Origin of the sequence: Psychrobacter sp. SC65A.3 (genome assembly GCF_025642195.1) — a bacterium.
Classification (GTDB): domain Bacteria; phylum Pseudomonadota; class Gammaproteobacteria; order Pseudomonadales; family Moraxellaceae; genus Psychrobacter; species Psychrobacter cryohalolentis.
In genome coordinates this window covers 811,198-831,664 of the sequence record NZ_CP106752.1, presented here as the reverse complement: position 1 = coordinate 831,664, position 20,467 = coordinate 811,198, and the positions used below count along the sequence as shown (strand labels likewise).

Annotated in this window: 19 protein-coding genes; 2 read left to right on the top strand and 17 right to left on the bottom strand. The window is 42.4% G+C overall.

Translation table 11 applies throughout. The features are described 5' to 3' along the window. Positions 1–9: 9 nt before the first annotated feature. From OEG80_RS03580 to OEG80_RS03540, 9 genes are all read right to left on the bottom strand, one after another. Positions 10–1,611 (bottom strand): alpha,alpha-trehalose-phosphate synthase (UDP-forming), encoded by a 1,602-nt coding sequence (locus tag OEG80_RS03580; protein ID WP_263241778.1) that lies wholly within the window; start codon positions 1,609–1,611, stop codon positions 10–12. Continuing rightward, positions 1,608–2,489 carry a trehalose-phosphatase gene (gene otsB / locus OEG80_RS03575; RefSeq protein WP_263241777.1) on the bottom strand — a complete coding sequence of 294 codons (882 nt, stop codon included), beginning with the start codon at positions 2,487–2,489 and terminating at the stop codon, positions 1,608–1,610. Before otsB ends, OEG80_RS03580 begins: the two co-directional genes overlap by 4 nt. A 223-nt stretch (positions 2,490–2,712) precedes the next feature. Then, positions 2,713–3,030, bottom strand: coding sequence for a hypothetical protein (locus tag OEG80_RS03570; RefSeq protein WP_263241776.1), 318 nt, complete (start codon positions 3,028–3,030; stop codon positions 2,713–2,715). A gap of 56 nt (positions 3,031–3,086) precedes the next feature. Continuing rightward, the gene (locus OEG80_RS03565; RefSeq protein WP_263241775.1) at positions 3,087–3,818 is read right to left on the bottom strand and encodes a nucleotidyltransferase family protein; all 732 of its coding nucleotides are present in this window, start codon (positions 3,816–3,818) and stop codon (positions 3,087–3,089) included. After that, a complete protein-coding gene (locus tag OEG80_RS03560; RefSeq protein ID WP_263241774.1) occupies positions 3,811–5,160 on the bottom strand; it encodes an XdhC family protein in 1,350 nt (449 codons plus the stop codon). The genes OEG80_RS03565 and OEG80_RS03560 overlap by 8 nt, the downstream gene beginning before the upstream one ends. A 97-nt stretch (positions 5,161–5,257) precedes the next feature. After that, positions 5,258–7,711, bottom strand: a complete 2,454-nt coding sequence (locus tag OEG80_RS03555) for a xanthine dehydrogenase family protein molybdopterin-binding subunit (RefSeq protein WP_263241773.1) — start codon at positions 7,709–7,711, stop codon at positions 5,258–5,260. 2 nt (positions 7,712–7,713) lie between these two features. Beyond that, entirely contained in the window at positions 7,714–8,706 is a 993-nt protein-coding gene (locus OEG80_RS03550) for an FAD binding domain-containing protein (RefSeq protein ID WP_263241771.1), read from the bottom strand. After that, positions 8,703–9,392, bottom strand: coding sequence for a 2Fe-2S iron-sulfur cluster-binding protein (locus OEG80_RS03545; RefSeq protein ID WP_263241770.1), 690 nt, complete (start codon positions 9,390–9,392; stop codon positions 8,703–8,705). The genes OEG80_RS03550 and OEG80_RS03545 overlap by 4 nt, the downstream gene beginning before the upstream one ends. A 138-nt stretch (positions 9,393–9,530) precedes the next feature. Next, positions 9,531–9,689 (bottom strand): hypothetical protein, encoded by a 159-nt coding sequence (locus OEG80_RS03540; protein ID WP_263241769.1) that lies wholly within the window; start codon positions 9,687–9,689, stop codon positions 9,531–9,533. Between the two features lie 270 nt (positions 9,690–9,959). Between OEG80_RS03540 and OEG80_RS03535 the strand changes: the two genes are divergently transcribed. Next, positions 9,960–10,202: a hypothetical protein gene (locus OEG80_RS03535; protein ID WP_263241768.1), complete on the top strand. Its 243-nt coding sequence runs from the start codon at positions 9,960–9,962 to the stop codon at positions 10,200–10,202. A gap of 127 nt (positions 10,203–10,329) precedes the next feature. Here OEG80_RS03535 and OEG80_RS03530 read toward each other — a convergent pair whose 3' ends face one another. From OEG80_RS03530 to OEG80_RS03505, 6 genes are all read right to left on the bottom strand, one after another. Continuing rightward, entirely contained in the window at positions 10,330–11,055 is a 726-nt protein-coding gene (locus tag OEG80_RS03530) for a DUF3726 domain-containing protein (protein WP_020443954.1), read from the bottom strand. Then, the gene (locus OEG80_RS03525) at positions 11,039–12,769 is read right to left on the bottom strand and encodes a hypothetical protein (RefSeq protein ID WP_263241767.1); all 1,731 of its coding nucleotides are present in this window, start codon (positions 12,767–12,769) and stop codon (positions 11,039–11,041) included. The genes OEG80_RS03530 and OEG80_RS03525 overlap by 17 nt, the downstream gene beginning before the upstream one ends. 111 nt (positions 12,770–12,880) lie before the next feature. Then, the gene (locus OEG80_RS03520) at positions 12,881–14,560 is read right to left on the bottom strand and encodes a BCCT family transporter (protein ID WP_263241766.1); all 1,680 of its coding nucleotides are present in this window, start codon (positions 14,558–14,560) and stop codon (positions 12,881–12,883) included. Between the two features lie 149 nt (positions 14,561–14,709). Further along, positions 14,710–15,699 carry a dipeptidase gene (locus OEG80_RS03515; protein WP_263241763.1) on the bottom strand — a complete coding sequence of 330 codons (990 nt, stop codon included), beginning with the start codon at positions 15,697–15,699 and terminating at the stop codon, positions 14,710–14,712. 92 nt (positions 15,700–15,791) lie between these two features. Then, positions 15,792–17,267, bottom strand: coding sequence for an aldehyde dehydrogenase family protein (locus OEG80_RS03510; RefSeq protein WP_263241761.1), 1,476 nt, complete (start codon positions 17,265–17,267; stop codon positions 15,792–15,794). Between the two features lie 71 nt (positions 17,268–17,338). After that, a complete protein-coding gene (locus OEG80_RS03505) occupies positions 17,339–17,728 on the bottom strand; it encodes a RidA family protein (RefSeq protein ID WP_011514136.1) in 390 nt (129 codons plus the stop codon). Positions 17,729–17,898: 170 nt separating this feature from the next. Here OEG80_RS03505 and OEG80_RS03500 point away from each other — a divergent pair, with 170 nt between their 5' ends. Then, positions 17,899–18,789 carry a LysR family transcriptional regulator gene (locus tag OEG80_RS03500; protein WP_011514137.1) on the top strand — a complete coding sequence of 297 codons (891 nt, stop codon included), beginning with the start codon at positions 17,899–17,901 and terminating at the stop codon, positions 18,787–18,789. A 553-nt stretch (positions 18,790–19,342) separates the two neighbouring features. Here the strand turns inward: OEG80_RS03500 and OEG80_RS03495 are convergent. Together OEG80_RS03495 and OEG80_RS03490 are read right to left on the bottom strand one after the other, a co-directional pair. Next, positions 19,343–19,621, bottom strand: coding sequence for a peptidylprolyl isomerase (locus tag OEG80_RS03495; RefSeq protein ID WP_011514138.1), 279 nt, complete (start codon positions 19,619–19,621; stop codon positions 19,343–19,345). A 412-nt stretch (positions 19,622–20,033) separates the two neighbouring features. After that, positions 20,034–20,447 carry an organic hydroperoxide resistance protein gene (locus OEG80_RS03490; RefSeq protein ID WP_263241758.1) on the bottom strand — a complete coding sequence of 138 codons (414 nt, stop codon included), beginning with the start codon at positions 20,445–20,447 and terminating at the stop codon, positions 20,034–20,036. Between the last annotated feature and the right edge of the window lie 20 nt (positions 20,448–20,467).

Sequence of the window (20,467 nt, the reverse complement as noted above, 5' to 3'; positions counted from 1 at the left end):
TAATCGTTCTTATGAGTCAGACATTTGGACTGTGACAGGTTTTGAAATATCTGTTTGTCGCCTTTTAGCATCATACAGATCATTTAAAAAACTCTGCTGCCAAGCTTGTAAATTATCTTTTTGCAGTCCTTGCAATAGCGATTGATAGCGTGACTGCCGCTCACCTAATGGCATCGTCAGAGCAGTGCTTAAACCTTCTGTCATGCTTTTTGGTTGATGTGGGTCGATAATGACCGCAGCTTGCATTTGCTCCGCTGCCCCAGCGTAACGTGAGAGCAATAGCACGCCAGGATTATCAGGATTTTGAGCGGCAATATATTCTTTGGCAACCAGATTCATACCATCTTTAAGCGAATTGACCCAGCCGATATCACTCTGCCAGAACATCGTCATTAATGTCTCATGGCTTATTACACTTTCGTCATAGTTGATAGCTTGCCAATTATCTGTAGAAGCATCTTTTGTATATTTACTATGCATAAACTGCTGATTAATATCATTAACAGCAGTTTTAACATCATGATGAAGTCGTTGATAAGCGGGCACATCTAAGCGACTAGGACAGGCGATTTGTAATAATTTCAGTTGATTCTGATAGGACGGATTTTGCTGTAAAAAATTGCGATATGCCGAAAAACGCTTTAACAAACCTTTTGAGTAATCAATTCTATCTACTGCAATAATCTGTTGGGCGTTAGACTTTATGCTTTTTTTGCTCTGATGGGCTTTGACGTATTGTACTGAGCACTGCGCAGACAAATGGCTGACCTGTTGTTGGATTCTCTCTACATTCACACCGATTGGATAAGCATTAACCACTAAAGAATGCTGGGATTTTAAATCTAAATTGAGCAGTAACTGCACATCAGATGATTCATATAGACTAGCAGCATGTTTGTCGTGTAAAACATTTATTGGTGAGAGCTCTAAAGAACATACTGCTAAAATCTTATCTGTTAAATAATATCTGCAAACCGCAAGGCAGTTGGCTCTACCTTGATGAGTTTGTGTACCAAGTACGTCATAATGAGCAAGGTGCCTAATGAGCTCATCGCTTTTATCAAGCGATTGCCAAAATGGCAATGAGACAAATGGGATGTGTAAAAAAAATCCGATACGATTGTGAATACCCAACTGCCTACAATGATATGCCACACTTAAAAAGTGATAATCATGAACCCAAATCACATCATCAGGCTTAATAATCTTCCTTAATTGCTTAGCAAAAAGACGGTTTACCTCTTGATAGCCTGTGTAATCCTCTGGTGTTTCATGAATTAAATCAGGTCGCTCGTGCAATAATGGCCACAATACATTATTGGCAAACCCACAGTAAAACTGCTGATATTGCTCAGTCGTAAAAGCAGTGGTCATATAAGTAATAGAGGTCTTACCCTGTGATATATCTATGCCTGATAAGACGGCTTGTTTGGTAATACTAAATTCATTAGAGAAATCATCATCAAGTATATTAACGATTTCACCATTCCATCCTATCCAAATGACTGATTTTTCCATTAATACGTCTTGCAGTGCTATCGCCAGTCCGCCTGCCATTGGATTTTTATCAGGCATTTTAACCCGATTAGACAAGACGATTAAGCGGCTCATATCACCTGCCTCACTGTTTCTTTTGCTAGCATTGAATGCTCTTGGCAAAAGCCTAAAAAGCTATTCAGTAATATGGTAACCTCATGGGTATTACATACATAGTAATTGGCATGCGTAGCCTCACTACCAACCTTAATCCCCATCCCTTTTAATGGCTGTGGTTGACTGGCTATTATTTGATTTTCACCTTGTACAGCCACAAACCCTGCTTCATCCGTAATATCATCACCGATAAAAATAGGGAAAATACTATTACTACTCTGCATTCTTTTTAATAAAGTCAGAATCGCGCTACCTTTATCCACTCCTTTTGGCACTATCTCCCAAACATACTTACCGAATTTCAATGTCCAGTTAGCATAAGTTTTTAAGGTTTCTACCATGATGGTATAAGCCACATCAGCCAAAACAGGGTTCTTTCGGAAATGGAGGGCGACAGAATAGGGTTTATCTTCTACGATGAAGTCATCAAAGGGAATGCAAGATTGGATAATAGACTTTCTTATTACAGCAAGTTCCATGATGTCAACAGATACAGCATGTGTCTCATTATGATCACTGATATCATCAAACGCTATTTCTAGTCCATGCGTTGCGGCAATCGGTAATGTTAAAGGAGACAGCATTTGCCTTGCTTCAGCCAAACTGCGTCCTGTTACGACAGCAAGTTTTATACCATGGCTTTGTATTTTTTGTAGAAGAATTAAGGTTGATGTTGGGATAACGCTGTCTTTTGGATTCAGTGTGAAATCAGCTAACGTACCATCTATATCTAGAAACAAATAATAATTTTGCTGAGGGCATAAATAGTCAGCAAAGTTTTTTGGTAGAATATAGATAGGTCGCCTATTTATGCTGGGATTTCTTCCTGAAGTCATGTTTCTTCCCTTTTAATATAAGACCATTTTTCGCTCTAACACCACCTAAGTTTGAAATAATTTAGCTGCTAAAAGTTACTGTCGTTTTTAATATAGATCTATAGGAAGGCCACTATTAAGCAACTAAACCTAATAAGAAGTGTGCCATAGCTCCAGTAAAAATCTAGTGACCAGAGTGTGCTGTTTGACGTGAGTTCTGTAACTCATTAAACACGGTTGCCATTTATAGCAGGCCGCTATACATTGTGTGTAATTCAATGGCGCTTATCTTTTCGCGTAGTGCGCTCATTTGTAACTTGCAGCTCTTGTAATACGCTACTTTCTCTTTATCCTCTAAGCTTTTTTGATAAGTAAAATCGTCCAATAGCATCAAACAATTTGTAATTAACTTGAGATTATTTAATGATAGATCCTCATACTTACCCAAAGTATGCGATTTGATTTTTGAGCGTAATTCAAATAATCCCAAATTACTGTCTTGATAATATTTTTTAATCAGTTCGTCCCTTGATTCTACGTTACTCTTATCATTTTCTTTCATCGCAATCCTCAAACTATATACTCCTGTGCTTATAACTACCCATTTTTTATAAATGACTAAACATCAAGCCAATGCTGTTGTCTGGCATAAAAAAGCTGTTTGGGCGTATCGATATCATAGCTAAGTTGATGGTTTATGACCGTATTTAACTGATTGGGCGGTAAGGCTCTAATCAAATAGCGCAGACCTTTATCCCCTCTCAGTGCTGGTTGCCACTGTTTAAGACGCTCAACATTAATGACTATCGGAAGACCGATGATATTATTTTTACTTGTATCAGCAGAATACACTGTATCTAGATATTGATAACTACTAGCGACCACTGTGCTTTTGAACGCTAATAATTCTTTCAAATGCTCACTATCTAACAATACTTGATCAACCCCCATGATTAACACCCGATTAATCAATGAGATCTTCAAGTTAGTCAGAGCCTCAATACCAAGAGACAAGCTATGCGCCATACCCGTTTCAGGTATTAAATTAATCACGGTATAGATTATTGGATTTTGACGGACCAACCCATTAATCGCATTGGTGATTGCTGGTTGATCTTTAGGGATGACAACAATAACGGCAAGAGGCTTTGTGGCTAATGCTATTTTAGTCATATAACAGATGAGAGGTTCGCCATGCTTGCTGAGCAGTTGCTTAGATTGACCAAGACGCTCGCTCAGACCACTTGCCAAGACAATAATAGCGTGGTTTTGTTCATCATTTTCTGTACTGCTGGGCAATGGATTTTTGGTTGGTAAAATAGAATGATTAGTATCAACGTCGCTAGTCATGGGCGTAATCATTTTTGTAGTTATTGGAGACTGATTGTTCTGAGGTTTGAATAGTATATTGGCTATTTGGCAGTGATGTTTGCGGCGCGTGTCCATAAATCACAGCGCTCATTTGTGCCATGATACTGAGTGCCAATGCTTCAGGTCCATCCCCACCCAACTTATAACCGATAGGATAATGCAGTTTACGAATACCATCAGCTAAAATATGTGGGTTAGCACTTGTCTCACTAATTTCTTTGATTAAACGCTCAGTACGATAGCGAGGTCCCAGTTGTCCAAGATAACGATATTGAGCAGAATGCTCTAGTAGTACGGCTAGTCGGGCGCGGTCTTGGGCCAGACTATGAGACATCACAGCAACGGCGGCGCCAGCACTGAGATTGAGCAATGTTTCACTATCATCCAAAGCCACGCACAGTACTGAGTCTGCTTGGCTAAAGCGCAGACGTGTTGCATATTGGGGTCGACTGTCTATGACGGTGACATACCAATCTTGTAGCTTTGCCATTGTCACCAGCGGTAGAACATCGTTACCTGCCCCGCAAATCACTAATCGTGTCTGTGGGTAAATCTGCTGCAATAACCACTCACTCTCATGTTGCCGATCACATGTGGCTTGTAGCTCTAGGTCGCTCGTTAACTTAATGTATTCAGCATTTTTTTTATGAAACTTATGCTTTGATAGTTTTTGAATGGCATTTAACAACATATCATCTATAAACGTATTCGAATCGCTTATCATGTTGCGGTTCAAATATAAATCGGTCAGACTTCCTGTCTTTAAATACGTATCTAAATAAATGCGGCTACCAACTTGCAGGTCGAGCGCTCCGTTTTCGCTACCATCCGACCTAATAAGAGTGGCAATAGTTACTGGCTGTTGAGTATTACGAACCTGACGGATTAAATCGAGTAGCGGTATCGCTGTCGCTAAACGCTCAAACAATACATGCACTCGTCCATTACAACCCAAGCCAAAATTGAGCTCGCCCTCTAAAAGATCGTCTTCAGAACTATCTGCATCTTTGACAGTAGTGCCTTCTTCTACAACAGTTGAATCAGGATCGTCATTGTTATGATATCCAATGTCATCCCCTGTTTGGTATATCTGGACGCTCGCGCCATGACGGGTCAGCCAAAATGCACGTTTGATAATATGCGGCTCAAGGCAGCCGCCGCTAATCATCCCAACCGAACGTCCATCGGCGCAGATAAGCATCATCGCACCTGGTTGCCGATACGCCGAGCCTTCTGTACGAACTACGGTAGCTAATACAGCATCAATGTTTTGTTGTATCGCTTGCGCAGCAAGGTCAAGGATATCAGCAGCTTGATTCATAACGTTCCTTATAGACTTATCAGTAAGCTTAGAGAATAAGCTAAAAAAACCCGCTGTTTAATCGGGTTTTTTTAAGCAAAACAGTATTTGATAAGAATCAATCTGGTAGTTGGTCAATAAGCTTATCTAGAGTAATGGGGAAGTCTCGAACCCGGATACCGACTGCATTATAGATAGCATTTGCAATCGCTGCTGCTGCGCCTGAAATTGCTGTTTCGCCAATCCCTTTGATATGCATTGGGTTGGTATAACGATCATCTTCTTCTAGCAAAATGACATCCAGTTGCGGTACGTCAGCATTCACAGGAATATGGTATTCAGAGAGGTCATGATTACACAAGCGTCCGTCATGCTTATCATGGATAACTTCTTCCATCAACGCCGAACCTATGCCAAAAACCATACCACCATAGCATTGTGAAATAGCAGTTTTGTGATTGAGGATACGCCCTGCGGCGAACACACCTGTCATACGCTTGACTCGAATCTCACCCGTCACTCGGTGCACAGCGACTTCCGCAAAATTGGCACCGAATGAAGATTGGCGATGGGTTTTTTCATTTTTACCCGGTTTAATCTTGCCTTTAGCACTTAACTTTTGGTCGTCATATTGCGCGATAATATCGGCTAGTGAATAACTATTATGGCCACTAAAATCATACCTGCTTTGTTTAGCCTCCTGCTTTTCCGGCAAGCGTTCCAATACAGATTTAGGGAGAGGCACGCTCGTTTTTTCTGCTAACTTCTCTACAAGTTCAGTGGCAACATCCTTACCAGATTCAATGATAGTCTCTGTTACTGTAACTTCATGCTCTCCTATTTCACTGATCTGACCGTCATTTAGCTGGATAGTGTCGGAATATAGGCCGACTTTGTCTGCTAGCATTTCACGCAATTGCTGACACGCCAGATAAATACTGCTACCTGAGCTTGCCGCACCCATGCTACCGCCTGAACCAACGGCTGACGGCATACTGGTATCGCCAAGTTTCATCTCAATATGGTCAACCGGTAGACCAAGTAGGTCAGCAGCAATTTGGCTAAATACGGTATAAGAGCCCGTACCAATATCGGTCATATCCGTTTCAATAATGGCTTTGATCCCAAGCGTTTTTGAGTCATCGATTTGTAGGGTTGCTCTTGCTTCAGAAAGCTTTAACTGATTACCACGGGCAGCGGCAGCCATACCGATACCCAACCACCAGTCTCCTTCTAAGCACTTAGCAGGCATCTTATTGCGCTTCTCCCAACCAAACTGCTCAGCCCCTTTTTCCATACAGGCGATCAGCTGCCGAGTTGAAAAAGGTATTTCTTGACTAGGATCCTGATGAGGCTCATTACGACGGCGTAGCTCTATAGGATCCATATCTAATTGAATGGCCAACTCGTCCATTGCACATTCAACAGCAATTAACCCCACCGCTTCCCCAGGGGCACGCATAGAACCTGATAGCACCTTATTGACATCAACCATCTGATATTCAACCTGACGATTTTCACCGCGGTATAGATAGTGAGTAGACAGCGCTGCAGGCTCAAAGAAGCTCTCACCGGGTAAGTTACTAGTAATAGTATTATGGATAAAAGTATTAATAATACCGTTCTTATTACAGCCGATGCCAATCCGTTGGCGCGTATCTGAGCGCCTTATGGTAGTTTCCATGACTTGCGGGCGAGTCATCACAATCAATACCGGACGCTTTAGCTCTTTTGCAGAAATGGCCGCGGCAATCGATTCAGGGGCAATACCAAGTTTACTGCCAAAACCGCCGCCAACGTAATGAGCAATCAGTTGTACATTATCTGGATCTAAATTTAAGGCATCCGCCACTTGTTGTTTGCAAGATGACAACATCTGATTGGCCGTATACATGATTAATTTCTCATCCTCCCAATAAGCCAATGTAGCATGTGGCTCCATGGGCGAACTACTCTGGCTTGGCGTATGATAAACCTGATCAAACGAAACGTCAGACTCTTTAAGTCCTTGCTCTGGGTAGCCCTGCTTATAATTCTTGTCCGAGCCTTTTTTTTCATCAACCGAATGCGCATTTACCAATGCTGAGCTGAAATCTATCACAGCATCTGCTGTTTCATCTTCATAAGTCACCTTGAGGGCTTTTGCGCCTTCAGTAGCCGCTTCAAAGGTTTCAGCGATTACGGCAGCTATGGGCTGACCATGGTAAAAAATCTCAGCGACGCCTTGAGTGGGTGCTTTTTTCTCTCCGCCTTGCTGGGCGTTACGCAAAAAATGCTCGGGATCAGTAACCACTTTAATAATACCTGGAATCGCCTCTACTGCATTGCTATCGATGTACTTTACCTTGCCTTTAGCAATGGTCGCACCAACTAAAACGCCGTAAACCTGTCCTTCAATATAAAATTCTGCGCTATAAGTCGCTTGTCCACTGACTTTCAAGGAACCGTCTACACGGTTGATAGGCTTACCAACCAATTGACTGGCAGTTTTATCAAAAAGAGTATCAACTGGATTATCCATGGTCAGTTTTTTTGTGGGTTCTGATGGCAGTACTGCGTCCAATAGTGACATGATTATGCTCCCTTACCCGTTAGTGCGCGCTCAATAACTTGCTTTAACAAGCGACGCGTCAGCGGTATCTTAAAATCGTTCTGACCACTACCCTTGGCATCTTTTAATAGCAAATCTGCCGCTTGCGAAATAATGTCGACATTACCGTCTGTACCTATGAGTAATGCTTCAACCGCTTCATTACGCCAAGGCTTAGTGCCAATACCACCAAATGCCAAACGTACCGTTTCTAATTTTCCTTGATTATTGACGTTTATTACTGCCGCGCATGACACTAAAGCAAAGGCGTAAGAGGCACGATCACGAACTTTGTCATAAGTGTGCATACCTTTCACTGGAGCTGGGAGAACAATATGAGTAATCAGCTCCCCTGTCTCTAAGACAGTTTCGATATTTGGCGTGTCTTTTGGCAAGCAATAGAAGTCTTTAATTGAAATCTGGCGCGAGGTGCCCTCTGCTTGGAGCGTCTCAATGGTGGCATCGAGTAAGCGCATCGCTACCGCCATATCTGATGGGTGCTGAGCAATACAATCATCACTCGTTCCTAAGACAGCAAGCGGACGATTTTCACCATTGATGGCTGGACAGCCAGAACCAGGATTGCGTTTATTACAAGGACTATCGGGCTGATAAAAGTAGTAACAACGGGTACGTTGTAATAGATTTCCGCCTGTAGTGGCTCTGTTGCGCAATTGACCTGACGCCCCTGCTAACATTGAGCGAGCTAATACAGGATAGTTTGCAATCACAGTGGGATGCGCCGCCAAATCACTGTTCGTCACCAGCGTGCCGATGCGTAATCCACCATCAGCGGTAGTCTCTATTTGTTGCAGCTCCAAGCGCGTAATATCAACCAATTTTTGAGGAGTCTCAATCTCAATCTTCATTAAATCTAGTAAATTGGTGCCGCCGGCAATAAAAGATGCATCCTCAGGCGTGGCAAACATCACGGCTTGTTGCGGTTCAAGGGCACGGATATATTCAAAGCGTTTCATAAACGTTCTCCCTTAGCACTGACCGCATTGGGAACATTGGCAACATTGGCAGTTTGCTTTACCATTGAATGACCGCCAATTTGTGCCTCACTAGGCGGCGGCGACCAAATCCCACTAATAGCTGCATCGGCTGGGCTATTATTAGGCGCATCGTCGGTCACTGAAGAAGAGTTTGATACTTGCTTTTCAAGTACCTGTGAGATGGCTTTGATAATATTAGGATAGGCTGAACAGCGACAGATATTGCCACTCATGCGTTCAGCAATTTCTTGTACTAACAGCCCATTGGGATTTTGCAAATCAGTAGTTACATGACTTGGCCACTGTTGTTTGATTTCCTCTATCAATGCCGTTGCAGAACAAATTTGTCCCGGTGTGCAATAGCCACATTGAAACGCATCATGATCTTTAAAGGCCTGTTGCAATTCTGATAGCGATTCAGGTAGTCCGATACCTTCAATGGTGGTAATCTCATCACCATCGTGCATGACCGCTAATGTCAAACAAGAATTGATTCGTCGCCCATTAATAATCATAGTACAAGCGCCGCATTGCCCATGATCGCAGCCTTTTTTCGGTCCTGTGATATGTAGATGGTGACGACATACATCCAGCAATGTCGTTCGCGGGTCAAGATTATCAAACTCATAATCCTGCTGATTAATCGTTAACATTAAATTAGACATGCTGGCTTCTCGCTGGCAAAAGATAATAAAATATTAGATTAGGTCTTGTAACTAGTCTATAGATTAAATGTTAACTGTTAACTACATTCAGTTATTGCTGTTGTATTTTTCGGGACCATGAGATTTTGGTAATTTGAACTACGAACTCATAATGGGCGCAGTTCGACTAATTTCCGACTGCGCTACTTGTTCAGGTGATCCTTGCGCTACAATTTTTCCACCTTCATCACCAGCGCCCTGACCGATATCAATAATCCACTCGCTACTTATGGCAACCTGCATATCTTGCTCAACCATAATAACCGTATTGCCAGTGTCAACAAGAACCTTACAATCACCTAGTTAGCTCTATCAGTACCAGTCAAAATATAAGAAAATCGTATCTCTAAAGAAGATTGGAGCAGTTAGTAACCTTTCGTCAAGTTTCATAAAGCTACGCAACGTCATAATCCTTTATTATTTCCTTTGTCGACAGAGTAAGGCTTCATCAAGACATTTTGTTTGATGGTAAGTCTTGCTTCTTAATCAATAATTCATGTTTGAATACGAATTTAGAAGGAAATGATAATGAAAAATACAATGATAAGCGCTATTGTAGCTGCTACCGTTTGTTTTGCTATGAGTGGTCAAGCAAGTGCTGCACCCGCGCCGCATGTTGCAAAACATCATGTTACCCATCCAAAGCAACATAAAGCTCCTCAGAAAGTAATGGTTAAAAAAGTTGCACATAAGAAGGTTGCACATAAGAGAGTTGTGGCTCAACACCATAAACCTGCACCTAAAGTCGTATATGTTCAAAACCGTCGTTAATTAGCATACATTTAATGGTATTATCTGATGAAAAAATAGCTCCTAGTTAGGAGCTATTTTGTATTGTGTTATAGGTTGTACTTTTATCTATGGTCGTTTCAGCAGCAATGAATGCTTGCTCTATAGGCTATACACCTCCTGCCCCTTTACTTGATGCCTCACTGTTTTCGACCAATATTGCTGCAGCACTTTTTTTCAGAGTTGCCCACTGCCCATCATCAACATAAATGCCTTCTTTCCATGCCCTTTGATGGGTTTCATACAACTCATCTGTTGATACTTTACGATCAAAGTACTGAATATCCTGTTCAATATCAAAGTTGGCCGTTGATAGCTCAATGACCATGTCATTGGTATTATAATTAGCCTGTGCCTCATTAAAAAAATACAGATCAGGATAGACAAATCTTTTATCTAAAGTAAATATCGTATGCTTGGGTGCGCTACCATTGTCCCACTTCGCCAAACAAGCAATGCCTTTTGCCGCCAATTTTGCAAGCTCACTATAAGCCAGCCAGCGGTTATGACAATTCTGCAAATACACTTTAAAATGATCGCGACTGCCCATCTTTTCAATCACATAATCCATTACTGCCGGTAAATGACAGACCAAACTGCTCCCATGCAAGTCTAATCTGACTTCACCCTCGCCTTGATAGATGATATCAATCGCAACATCACGTTCAGACAAAATAAAAGGACTGGCATTATTGAAATGCAAAATACCATTTAGACCAGCCATTTGTAGCTCAGCTACCATGGAAGCAATAAGGTCAGCTTCGCCTACTTCACGTTGCATGCCCAAAAAAGCTTTATTCACCATGGTCACTATTTCGTTATGCGATACGATCATGGGTTAGCCCTCTTTTCGGTACAGATAAATTTGGTAATAAAGGAAACAACCACTCATCGCTGTGTACTTCAGCAAACAAAGGCGCACCTTGGAATAGCGTGACACGCACCCAGCGATCTGATCTTGGATCGAACTTAGTCGCGCCAAACATAGACAATTTACAGCGTAACAAATGCATTGGTAATGCCGTTTTTTGCAGCACATTAATCTGAATATCGCCCATCTTTTTATGCCCCATTGTCCAGACGCGCCGAGCAATAGAACGATACTTTGGTTGCTTTAAGATAAATTCTGATAACAGTTGCTGTGGATCCGCTTGTTGTAATGCCAGATATAAAGTGTTCGCCTGCCTACCAATATCTAACAGGAATTCCTTATCATCACCCCGCTCTTGTCCGCGCACACCCATTCTTGGCTCTTCTTTATCTTCTGAGCGATACCAGAACCAATAGACATTATCTTCTGCCTCAAAATCAATACTTATCGCCCATTGATAACGCGCTTCTAATACGTCAATCAAATCTTGCACGACTTTGCCACCAGGCAGCGACATGGTTTCATCAGCATTGGCTTGCCCTGCAAACACATCAACAAGCTCAGGATACAGCTCCATTAGACAAGAGGTAATGACCTCTTGGCTCTCAAAACTAAGGTACGCCTGACGCTGTAAAAAATCAGCCCACGTAACACATCCTTCAATCTGGCTCATAAAGTTATTTTGTAGCTTATTCAGCTCATCAACGACGGTATTATTCAATAGAATTTGCGGCTCATTGATAGTCACCACTTCAGAGAAATGCTGTATAGCGCGCTTCATTAAGTTTGAGAGCTGCTGGATTTTATTATTACGATCATCTTCAATATCACAGACCAACACCGCTTGTAGCGCGCCTTCACGCGCACTCATCCATTGATCAACGACACAAGGATGATTGATCAAATAAGGCGCCATGCCAAGACCAGTCGCATTACCTATGCCCAGATACTGCTTAATCTCAGGATGCAAGCTGACCGCTTTATCACCGCCCTTTTTCTGAGCCAAGTAATCGACCCAGTCAAGGCTAAACTCTCGAATGAGATACACGGCACACATCTGGGCGCGAAAAGATTGATTAAAATCCTCGCTGTGATCTAGCGGTTTAAAGTCATAAATACCGAATTTACCATTGCCATAAACTGCCGTGGTACGCAGGATATAGCCGACTTGCGCAAGTACGTCCAAATCAGGCTGCTGACCTTCAGCAAGTGAGCTGACAATATGATCAAAGACCCGTACGCTTTTGTTGGCACGTGCCAGCACCATCACCATGTTGGAGTTACGACCCGCTTCTTGTAATGGCACATTGGCTTTTAGGTTTGCCAGCAGCTCGTCCCCTATTTCCCCGTAAACTAGGGCAAATGTAACATCCCATTTTTGCGCAATGACACGATCATTACGTTCTTCATCGGCAATCTGATTGCAAAATACCACCAAGTGATAGACGTGTTCAGGCGTTTGTAAACGATAAATGACCTGTCCATAGCCGTCGTTATCTAAATCCCATAGATGCTTGCTTAATGTCCAATGCTCTTTGTCGATTTTGCGCAATAACGTACGGACGAAGCTAATACGCGTTTGGTGCATAGCGCCGAGTCGTTCAGAATGCATCACCACATCGGGTGTACGGAAGCCGACTGCATCTAGCTTATCGTTGTTTGGCAAAGTATGTTCCATATAACTATCACCTTCAATAATGTGTTGAACCAACCACCTTTTAATACTTTTAATACTTTGGATTTACGGCTTTTATACGCAAATAAATGATCATCTATAATAAAGCGCTACCTAGTCGATTTTTTTATTTTTTTCGACAAGTTGCTCTTCGATGAGTTGATGAGCAGTTTCCACTCTATTAGGGCGATAAAGATCTTGATCCCGTGCCATTTGCTGGGCAATTTTTGGTCCATTCCATAATGATGGCAGCAAAACAAAGGATACAGGCACTGCCGTAATGACAATAAAGGATTGCAACGCTGTCACACCGCCTGCACCAAGCGAGATAAGAACAATCGCCGTTACCCCCATCATCACGCCCCAAAAGGTGCGAATAATAGCATTTGGCTCTCTCTCACCACTGATCACGACACTGATGGTATAGGTCATCGAATCACCAGTAGTAACAATGAAAACCATGGTTAGAATGATAAACAATAAGGAAGTAATTAAAGGAAATGGCAGCTGCTGAGTGATGGCAAGCAGTGCTCCAGGAAGATTAAAGCCTTCAAATGCTGTACTTACACTACCAGGATTGGCAATCTCAAACGCAAGACCTGAACCACCGATGACCGTGAACCAAAAGCAGGTAACCAATGGCGCCAAAATGCACACTGTCGTAATCAATTCGCGAATCGTGCGACCGCGTGAGATACGAGCAATAAATATCGCCATCATCGGACCATAACCCAAAAACCAGCCCCAAAAGAAAACCGTCCAACCACCAAGCCAAGCTTCATCACCGCGATAGGTTGCCATCGGGATAAAGTTTTGCACCATGGTACCAACACCTTGAATATACCCATTAACAATAAATTTGCTAGGACCAAACATCAAAATAAAGACCATCAGACCAAAGGCCAATATGACATTAAAGCGACTGAGCAGCTGCATACCTCGAGCAAGACCACTAATGGCTGAGAGCGTATAAAGTGCAATAGCAAAGATGATAATGATAAGTTGGGTAGTAAAGGTATCAGGAATACCAAACAGCGTATTCAACGCATAGCTGGTTTGTAAGCCCAAAAATCCAATAGGACCGATCGTACCGGCAGCAACAGCGACAATACAGCAAGCATCGATAATTGCACCCGTTTGACCTGTCAGCACGCGCTCACCAAACATAGGATATAAAAGTGTACGCGGTTTAAGCGGTAAGCCTTTATCATAATGTAGATGCATCACTACAATAGCCGTCAAGCTACCGACAATTGACCAAGCTAGAAATCCCCAATGCATAAAGGACTGAGATAGCGCATTGAAAGCGCGTTGTTGGATATCGGCGGTTTCAGCATAGACAGGCGGCGCGCTAACGAAATGAGCGATAGGTTCAGCGGCTGCCCAAAAGACGCCGCCGCCAGCGAGCAGCGTACAGAATAGAATCGCCATCCATTTAAAACCGTCCATCTCAGGCTTCGCTAGATTACCTAAAATAACGCGTCCCGTGCGACCTGCGCCGACTGCTAGTGCAATCACAAAGGTCGCTAACAATAAGATTTGCCAAAAAGGACCAAAGACCGTTGCCGACCAAGAAAATCCGATATTGATGAGTTTTGCCAACCGCTCTTCGGCAAAGATGGCCATAAGAACAAACACAATGATAAAGCCACCACTGTACCAAAATGCTGGGTTTTTTAGCCCTAAAGTATCTGATGGAGTCTCTACATGCATTAAATTATCCGCTATCTTATCGGTTTCGTGAGAGCGTCCTTGCTCATGTTGCTTACTGTTAAATCCTTTTAAATCAGCCATGATGTGATTCCATATGATAATGTTGCGTCATTTAAATTGGCGTTTTATCTAAATCGTCTTACCCATCTATACTTTAATGCTTGTGACTTTCATGCTCGTGAATTTGAGTTTTAGCCAGCATTTTAGAAAGCTACATCTGTGCCTAGCATTTATACTAAAGGCTTAATGCCACTTTCAAGAAAATTAAACCAGTTTTGTCCAATGATTTTTCCAGCATCAGCATCATTAAAGCCATGTTTGAGCAGACCGTTATAAATATTCTCCATCCCATCCTTGCCTGCAAACCATGGCAAAGTATCCGGCCAACCTGAATTGTTGGCATTGCCTTCGCCATAATCCATTGCCTTTGACCAGCGTCCATTGCGCATCCATTCAAGTACCGCTTGCGGTTGATTTAGGCACAAATCACTGCCTATCGCTAAATGATCAACCCCATATTTATCAGCACAATCAGCAACCATGCTGCAAAAATCATTGAGCGTACAATCACTGCCATTCGGCAAATGAAACGGATATAGGCTAAAACCTAACAGCCCGCCTGCTTTGGTTAAGGCACTAATAACGGTATCAGATTTATTACGCAACGCATCGTGTGCAGCCGTTGGATTGGCATGACTGATACATATCGGGCGCGTAGAATGCTCGATCGCTTCAAGCGTTGAACGCTCTGCGCTATGCGACATATCAATAATCATCCCAACTCGATTCATCTCTGCTATCGCCTGCTGGCCAAAGCGCGTAATGCCACTATCATTCTTCTCATAACAACCGGTTGCTAGTAGGCTTTGGTTATTATACGTCAGCTGCATGATCAGTAGTCCTAAGCGGCGCATCACGCTGATAAGACCAATTTCATCATCAATCGGTGAACAATTTTGCGCGCCAAAAAGGATACCGACTTTACCTTGCTGCTTTGCCATCGCAATATCAGTGACTGAATACACCGGCAAGATAAGATCTGAGTTTTGCTCAAAGCGTGCATGCCATTCTGCAAAGCGTGTCATTGTCTGCCGCGAATCCTCGTGATAAACCAAGGTGGCATGTACCGCATTGATACCGCTGGCTTGCAGCATTTTGAAATAGTCACGATCCCAATGGCTATACTGTAAGCCGTCAATGACGATATGGTCTTGATACATGGTTAATTCCTTTTATACTTTTACGAATGCATTGTGGCGGGAGAATCTTTACCAGCCACACATCACTATTAGCACCTGTCATTAACTGACTCTTAATAAGCCTTTTGATAAGCCGTTTTAACAATAGTATAAAACTCTTTAGCGTACTGACCTTGTTCACGCGGGCCAAAGCTAGACTCTTTACGACCACCAAACGGTACATGATAGTCCGTACCAGCAGTGGCTAGATTGACCATGACGCAACCTGCTTGTACTTGCTCTTTGAACATCGCACTATTACGCAAGCTTTGGGTAATGATACCGCCGGTTAGACCAAAGCGAGTATCATTGGTCATCGCAATCGCTTCTTCCAAATTTTTGACGCGCATGACACAAGCTAGGGGCGCAAACACCTCTTCTTGATTGATATCCCAGCTGTTATCAGTCTCAGTAAACAAGGTAGGCGACATATAATAGCCATCATGCGGCATATCTAAACGCTCGCCACCAAAGGCTAAATTGGCACCGGCTTGCTTGGCCTTTTCAATCCAGTCTAGGTTGGATGCAAGTTGCTTATCATCAACCACAGGACCCATAAAGATACCGTCATCAAGCGCATGACCAACTTTTAGGGTTTTCATTTTTGCAATGACACCATCGACGAAAGCATCATGAATGCCATCCATGACGATCAAGCGTGAAGATGCCGTACATTTTTGTCCTGAACCCCCAAACGCACCAGCAACCGCCGCATCAATCGCGACTTGTAAATCGGCATCATCAGCGATAACCAAGGCATTCTTACTACCCATCTCAAGCTGGCAACGGACAAAGTTTGGCGCGGTTGCCGCAGCAACTTTACGACCGGTTGGCACAGAACCTGTGAAGCTAACTGCATCAATATCTTTTGAATTAATGAGTGCATCGCCAACTGATGAGCCGCCACCCAATACCAAGTTGAATGTGCCTTCAGGCAACCCTTGACGATGAATGATTTCAGCTAAGGCGACCGCACTGGCTGGTGTTAAATTGGCAGGCTTCCAAATGACACTATTGCCAAATGCTAAAGCTGGGGCTATTTTCCACACAGCAGTTGCGGTTGGGAAGTTCCAAGGAGAGATAATAGCGACGACACCGACTGCTTCACGAGTGACTTCTACTTTAACCCCTGGACGTACTGAATCCGCAGTATCGCCCATTTGACGCAACACCTCAGCGGCATAATAATGGAAGAACTGACCTGCACGATAAATCTCACCGCGACCTTCCGCAAATGGCTTGCCTTCTTCACGTGACAACAAAGTACCTAATTCATCGCAACGGGCAATCATCTCATCGCCAATTGCCTGCAGAATAGATTGCTTCTTCTCTAACGGCGTTGCCTCCCACTTTGGCTGCGCTTGGCGGGCAGCAGCAATAGCGTCCTTGACTTGATCGCTACTGGCTTGGGCGAACTCGCCGATAGTTTCGGTGATATCAGATGGGTTAATATTAGCAATGGTATCGCTACCCGCTTGCCATTCACCATTGATATAAAGTGATTGCTGTGGGTCTTGCTGTAATACTTTTTGTGTGTTTTGAGCTGACATAGTGGCGTCCTCAGTTTATTAAAATTCAAGTGATAAAATGATTTAAAGAGCTGTATAAATATAGTGAAAAACTATGGTACGTTCGCGTATACGACTAGCTCAACCAACATCTCTTCACGAGCAAGTCCTGCTATCACTAAAGCCGCGCGATTTGGATAGGGTGCTGTAAAATATTCTGCATAGACTTGATTGACCGTTTTTAGATATTCACGATCAGTAACATAAATGAGTACCTGTAACACTGAGTCCATGCCTACATTGGCACATTCTAAAGTATGCTTTAAATTATCAAGGGTTTGCCGAGTTTGGGCTTCGATACCACCTGCGACCACATCACCGTTTTCATCAATAGGAATCTGCGCGGTGTATAATGTGCCATTACTCGTGACTGCCCATTCAAGAGGTGCTTTTGAGGCATAAAGTGAAGTCTGAACCGCTTGTTTGGTTGAGGGAGTCGTCATATCGTCATATCCTTTGAATGAATGGTTTGGCAATTTCTGTGTTATTGATTATCCTACGCAATAAATAATGACAAATCTAACTAATTAAATATTAAATATGATAGATTTAATCTATCGCTATAATAAATAGTATCTGATCAACGGCAGCAAGCACAAAGGCACTAACGATTATGAAACTACAACAGTTACGACATTTTTTGTTTGTGGTAGAAGAAGGGGGTTTTCGTGTGGCAGCCAACCGCGCCAATAGAACACAGGCCGCATTATCCGCCTCTATAAAAGAGCTGGAAAAAACACTGGATCAGCGTTTATTCGAAAGTGGCAATAAAGCAACACTGACGCCGTTTGGGGAAAGTTGCTTGCCAAAGATTCAGCAGTTCATTAGTGTTTATCAAGCGTTTGAAGAGGACTTAAGAGCGACCGCAGCAGGCGATAAAGGGAAGATAAGAATTGCTAGCGTACCATCACTGGTTACTAAGTTACTGCCTAGCGTATTGGTCGCCTATTCAAAGAAATACCCTGATATTGAAATTGTTTTGATAGATGATAACGCGGTTGGCGTCGCAAATCGGTTGCTCACGGGCGAGGTGGATTTGGCATTAGGTAACTGTACCAGTATCAATCAAACAGATATTGATTTTACCCCACTTATATCAGACCCTATCGGTGTGGTTTGTCTTAAAAGCAATGCGCTGAATCATGAATCGCGTCACTCTCAAGGGCTAAAATGGCAACAACTCATGGCAGAGCCTTTTATTTATAATGGCACCTGTCGATTACTCGAGAACACACCCGCAGAAGTGCTCAACCGCAAAGCTCGCTATACGGTAGAAAATATTACCTCACTGTTCTCATTGTTAAGAAACGATCTTGGTATCACCACCCTACCGAAACTCGCCTTTCCTTCTAATGAACCCGAGCTGGTTTGGATAAACTTACTTGACCCTTCTTTAAACAGACAAATCGGCATCTTTAAACTGGCTGACAAATCTATTTCCCCGCCCGCTCAAGCTTTTTATGAGCTATGTGTGACCTATGTTCAAGAGCACTATCTATTGTGATGCATCCAATAATAAAATCACTGATTGCGGGATTGTTGTCTTAATTAGTGAGTAATGACAGACTGAATGAGCCATCAAAGACTAAGACTTATCATGAAAGTAACGTCTAAAGATAGAGTGAACTCATTGATACCAGCGATACGTGATAGCGCTAGTTGTAACTAGCCCGAAGTGTGGCTGTAGCGCAGTGTCAACTTGTGATAAATGTGATAGGTGGTCGAAATACTGTGAGTGTGGTAAAAAGTAAATAGCGTCAGCACTTTTAAATCTTATAATGTATATCCATGTACAATATCGATGACATATAAAAAAGCAGCCTCTAGAATCAATTCTGTAGGCTAATAAAATCAATACATATAAGATATTGTCGTATTATGATATTTGGTTGATCTACTTTGAACGATATAGGGTGTTATCAGCAATTCAAGTCTGCTTATGCCTATCAAACATTAAGAAAGCCCCAGTCTAACGACTGAGGCTTTTTTTATTAGGGCAATATGGGATGTACCGGAAAATACTAGATTGATATCAATCAAAGCTTCGACTCTAACTCTTACGTTCTGTAAAGCACTTTAACCACATGCCAGCCAAATTTGGTTTTCACTAGGTGTGGGGTGAGGAGTTCGCCGCTGAAGCAGATTTTATCAAATGGCGGTACCATATCGCCTTGCTTAAACTCACCTAAGCTGCCGCCTTTTTTAGCTGATGGGCAGGTTGAGTATTTCTTAGCCAACACATCAAACATGTTGCCTTTTTTAAGCTTGGCAAGGATATCTTCAGCTTGTTCTTTGTCTTTTACTAAAATGTGTAATGCGCTAGCTGTACGAGCCATAAGGTAAACCCTTTATAAAATATCGATTGTCGGGGCATTATATCATTACTTACCTTAGTTGCTAACTTTACTGGTCTGCGCTACTTCATCAAAAGTCGTTATCTGCCTTTTGAGTGTCAGTACCATATATCTAGCAGACGCCCATAAACAGTTTAATCTGAGCTAAAAGTAATTGGCAGCTTATGTACCCAGTACTTATGCAGTCGATTTATTAATCGCTGCTAGCCATTGTAACTTAGTCAGCGGAAGAAAATAAACTGGTACTTGTGTAAGAATTTTAGTATTTATATTGCTTAGTACCATAAAAAATTGCTTGGCTACTCTAGGTAGCCAAGCAATTTTAAATTTTATTATTGTTGTACAATTGTTGTATTATTTTTTATAGTTATTGGCTTTTAATGACAAACGCTATTTAAACAACGGTAACATGCAAACGCACATCAACATTGCCACGAGTGGCATTAGAGTATGGGCAAACTTGATGAGCGGTCGCGATTAGAGTTTGTGCTTGCGATTCATCAATACCAGATACTTCGACAGACAGCTCTATATCTAAGTTATAGCTATTATCAGCTTTCATACCAATACCAACTTGAGCAGATGTTTTCGAAGCGGTTACCGGTAGTTTCATTTGTTGTGCAGTCATATTTAGCGCACTATCAAAACACGCAGCGTAACCCATCGCAAACAGCTGTTCTGGATTCACACCTTCTTTATCTTTTTCTTGAAAGGATACCAAATCAAAACCGAGCGAACCATCGTCAAGACCTGTATGTCCAGAACGACCACCAGTTGCTGTAGCACGAGTTTTATAAAATATTTTCATTATGCGTTCCTTATTTAGAT

Excerpts from the sequence above, each read along its gene's own strand:
- OEG80_RS03580 (WP_263241778.1), bottom strand. The coding sequence starts at position 1,611 with ATGAGCCGCTTAATCGTCTTGTCTAATCGGGTTAAAATGCCTGATAAA.
- OEG80_RS03515 (WP_263241763.1), bottom strand. The coding sequence starts at position 15,699 with ATGTATCAAGACCATATCGTCATTGACGGCTTACAGTATAGCCATTGG.
- OEG80_RS03540 (WP_263241769.1), bottom strand. The coding sequence starts at position 9,689 with ATGGTTGAGCAAGATATGCAGGTTGCCATAAGTAGCGAGTGGATTATT.
- OEG80_RS03570 (WP_263241776.1), bottom strand. The coding sequence starts at position 3,030 with ATGAAAGAAAATGATAAGAGTAACGTAGAATCAAGGGACGAACTGATT.
- OEG80_RS03525 (WP_263241767.1), bottom strand. The coding sequence starts at position 12,769 with ATGGAACATACTTTGCCAAACAACGATAAGCTAGATGCAGTCGGCTTC.
- OEG80_RS03520 (WP_263241766.1), bottom strand. The coding sequence starts at position 14,560 with ATGGCTGATTTAAAAGGATTTAACAGTAAGCAACATGAGCAAGGACGC.
- OEG80_RS03535 (WP_263241768.1), top strand. The coding sequence starts at position 9,960 with ATGAAAAATACAATGATAAGCGCTATTGTAGCTGCTACCGTTTGTTTT.
- OEG80_RS03530 (WP_020443954.1), bottom strand. The coding sequence starts at position 11,055 with ATGATCGTATCGCATAACGAAATAGTGACCATGGTGAATAAAGCTTTT.
- OEG80_RS03500 (WP_011514137.1), top strand. The coding sequence starts at position 17,899 with ATGAAACTACAACAGTTACGACATTTTTTGTTTGTGGTAGAAGAAGGG.
- otsB (WP_263241777.1), bottom strand. The coding sequence starts at position 2,489 with ATGACTTCAGGAAGAAATCCCAGCATAAATAGGCGACCTATCTATATT.
- OEG80_RS03550 (WP_263241771.1), bottom strand. The coding sequence starts at position 8,706 with ATGAAACGCTTTGAATATATCCGTGCCCTTGAACCGCAACAAGCCGTG.
- OEG80_RS03555 (WP_263241773.1), bottom strand. The coding sequence starts at position 7,711 with ATGTCACTATTGGACGCAGTACTGCCATCAGAACCCACAAAAAAACTG.
- OEG80_RS03510 (WP_263241761.1), bottom strand. The coding sequence starts at position 17,267 with ATGTCAGCTCAAAACACACAAAAAGTATTACAGCAAGACCCACAGCAA.
- OEG80_RS03505 (WP_011514136.1), bottom strand. The coding sequence starts at position 17,728 with ATGACGACTCCCTCAACCAAACAAGCGGTTCAGACTTCACTTTATGCC.
- OEG80_RS03565 (WP_263241775.1), bottom strand. The coding sequence starts at position 3,818 with ATGACTAGCGACGTTGATACTAATCATTCTATTTTACCAACCAAAAAT.
- OEG80_RS03545 (WP_263241770.1), bottom strand. The coding sequence starts at position 9,392 with ATGTCTAATTTAATGTTAACGATTAATCAGCAGGATTATGAGTTTGAT.
- OEG80_RS03560 (WP_263241774.1), bottom strand. The coding sequence starts at position 5,160 with ATGAATCAAGCTGCTGATATCCTTGACCTTGCTGCGCAAGCGATACAA.
- OEG80_RS03490 (WP_263241758.1), bottom strand. The coding sequence starts at position 20,447 with ATGAAAATATTTTATAAAACTCGTGCTACAGCAACTGGTGGTCGTTCT.
- OEG80_RS03495 (WP_011514138.1), bottom strand. The coding sequence starts at position 19,621 with ATGGCTCGTACAGCTAGCGCATTACACATTTTAGTAAAAGACAAAGAA.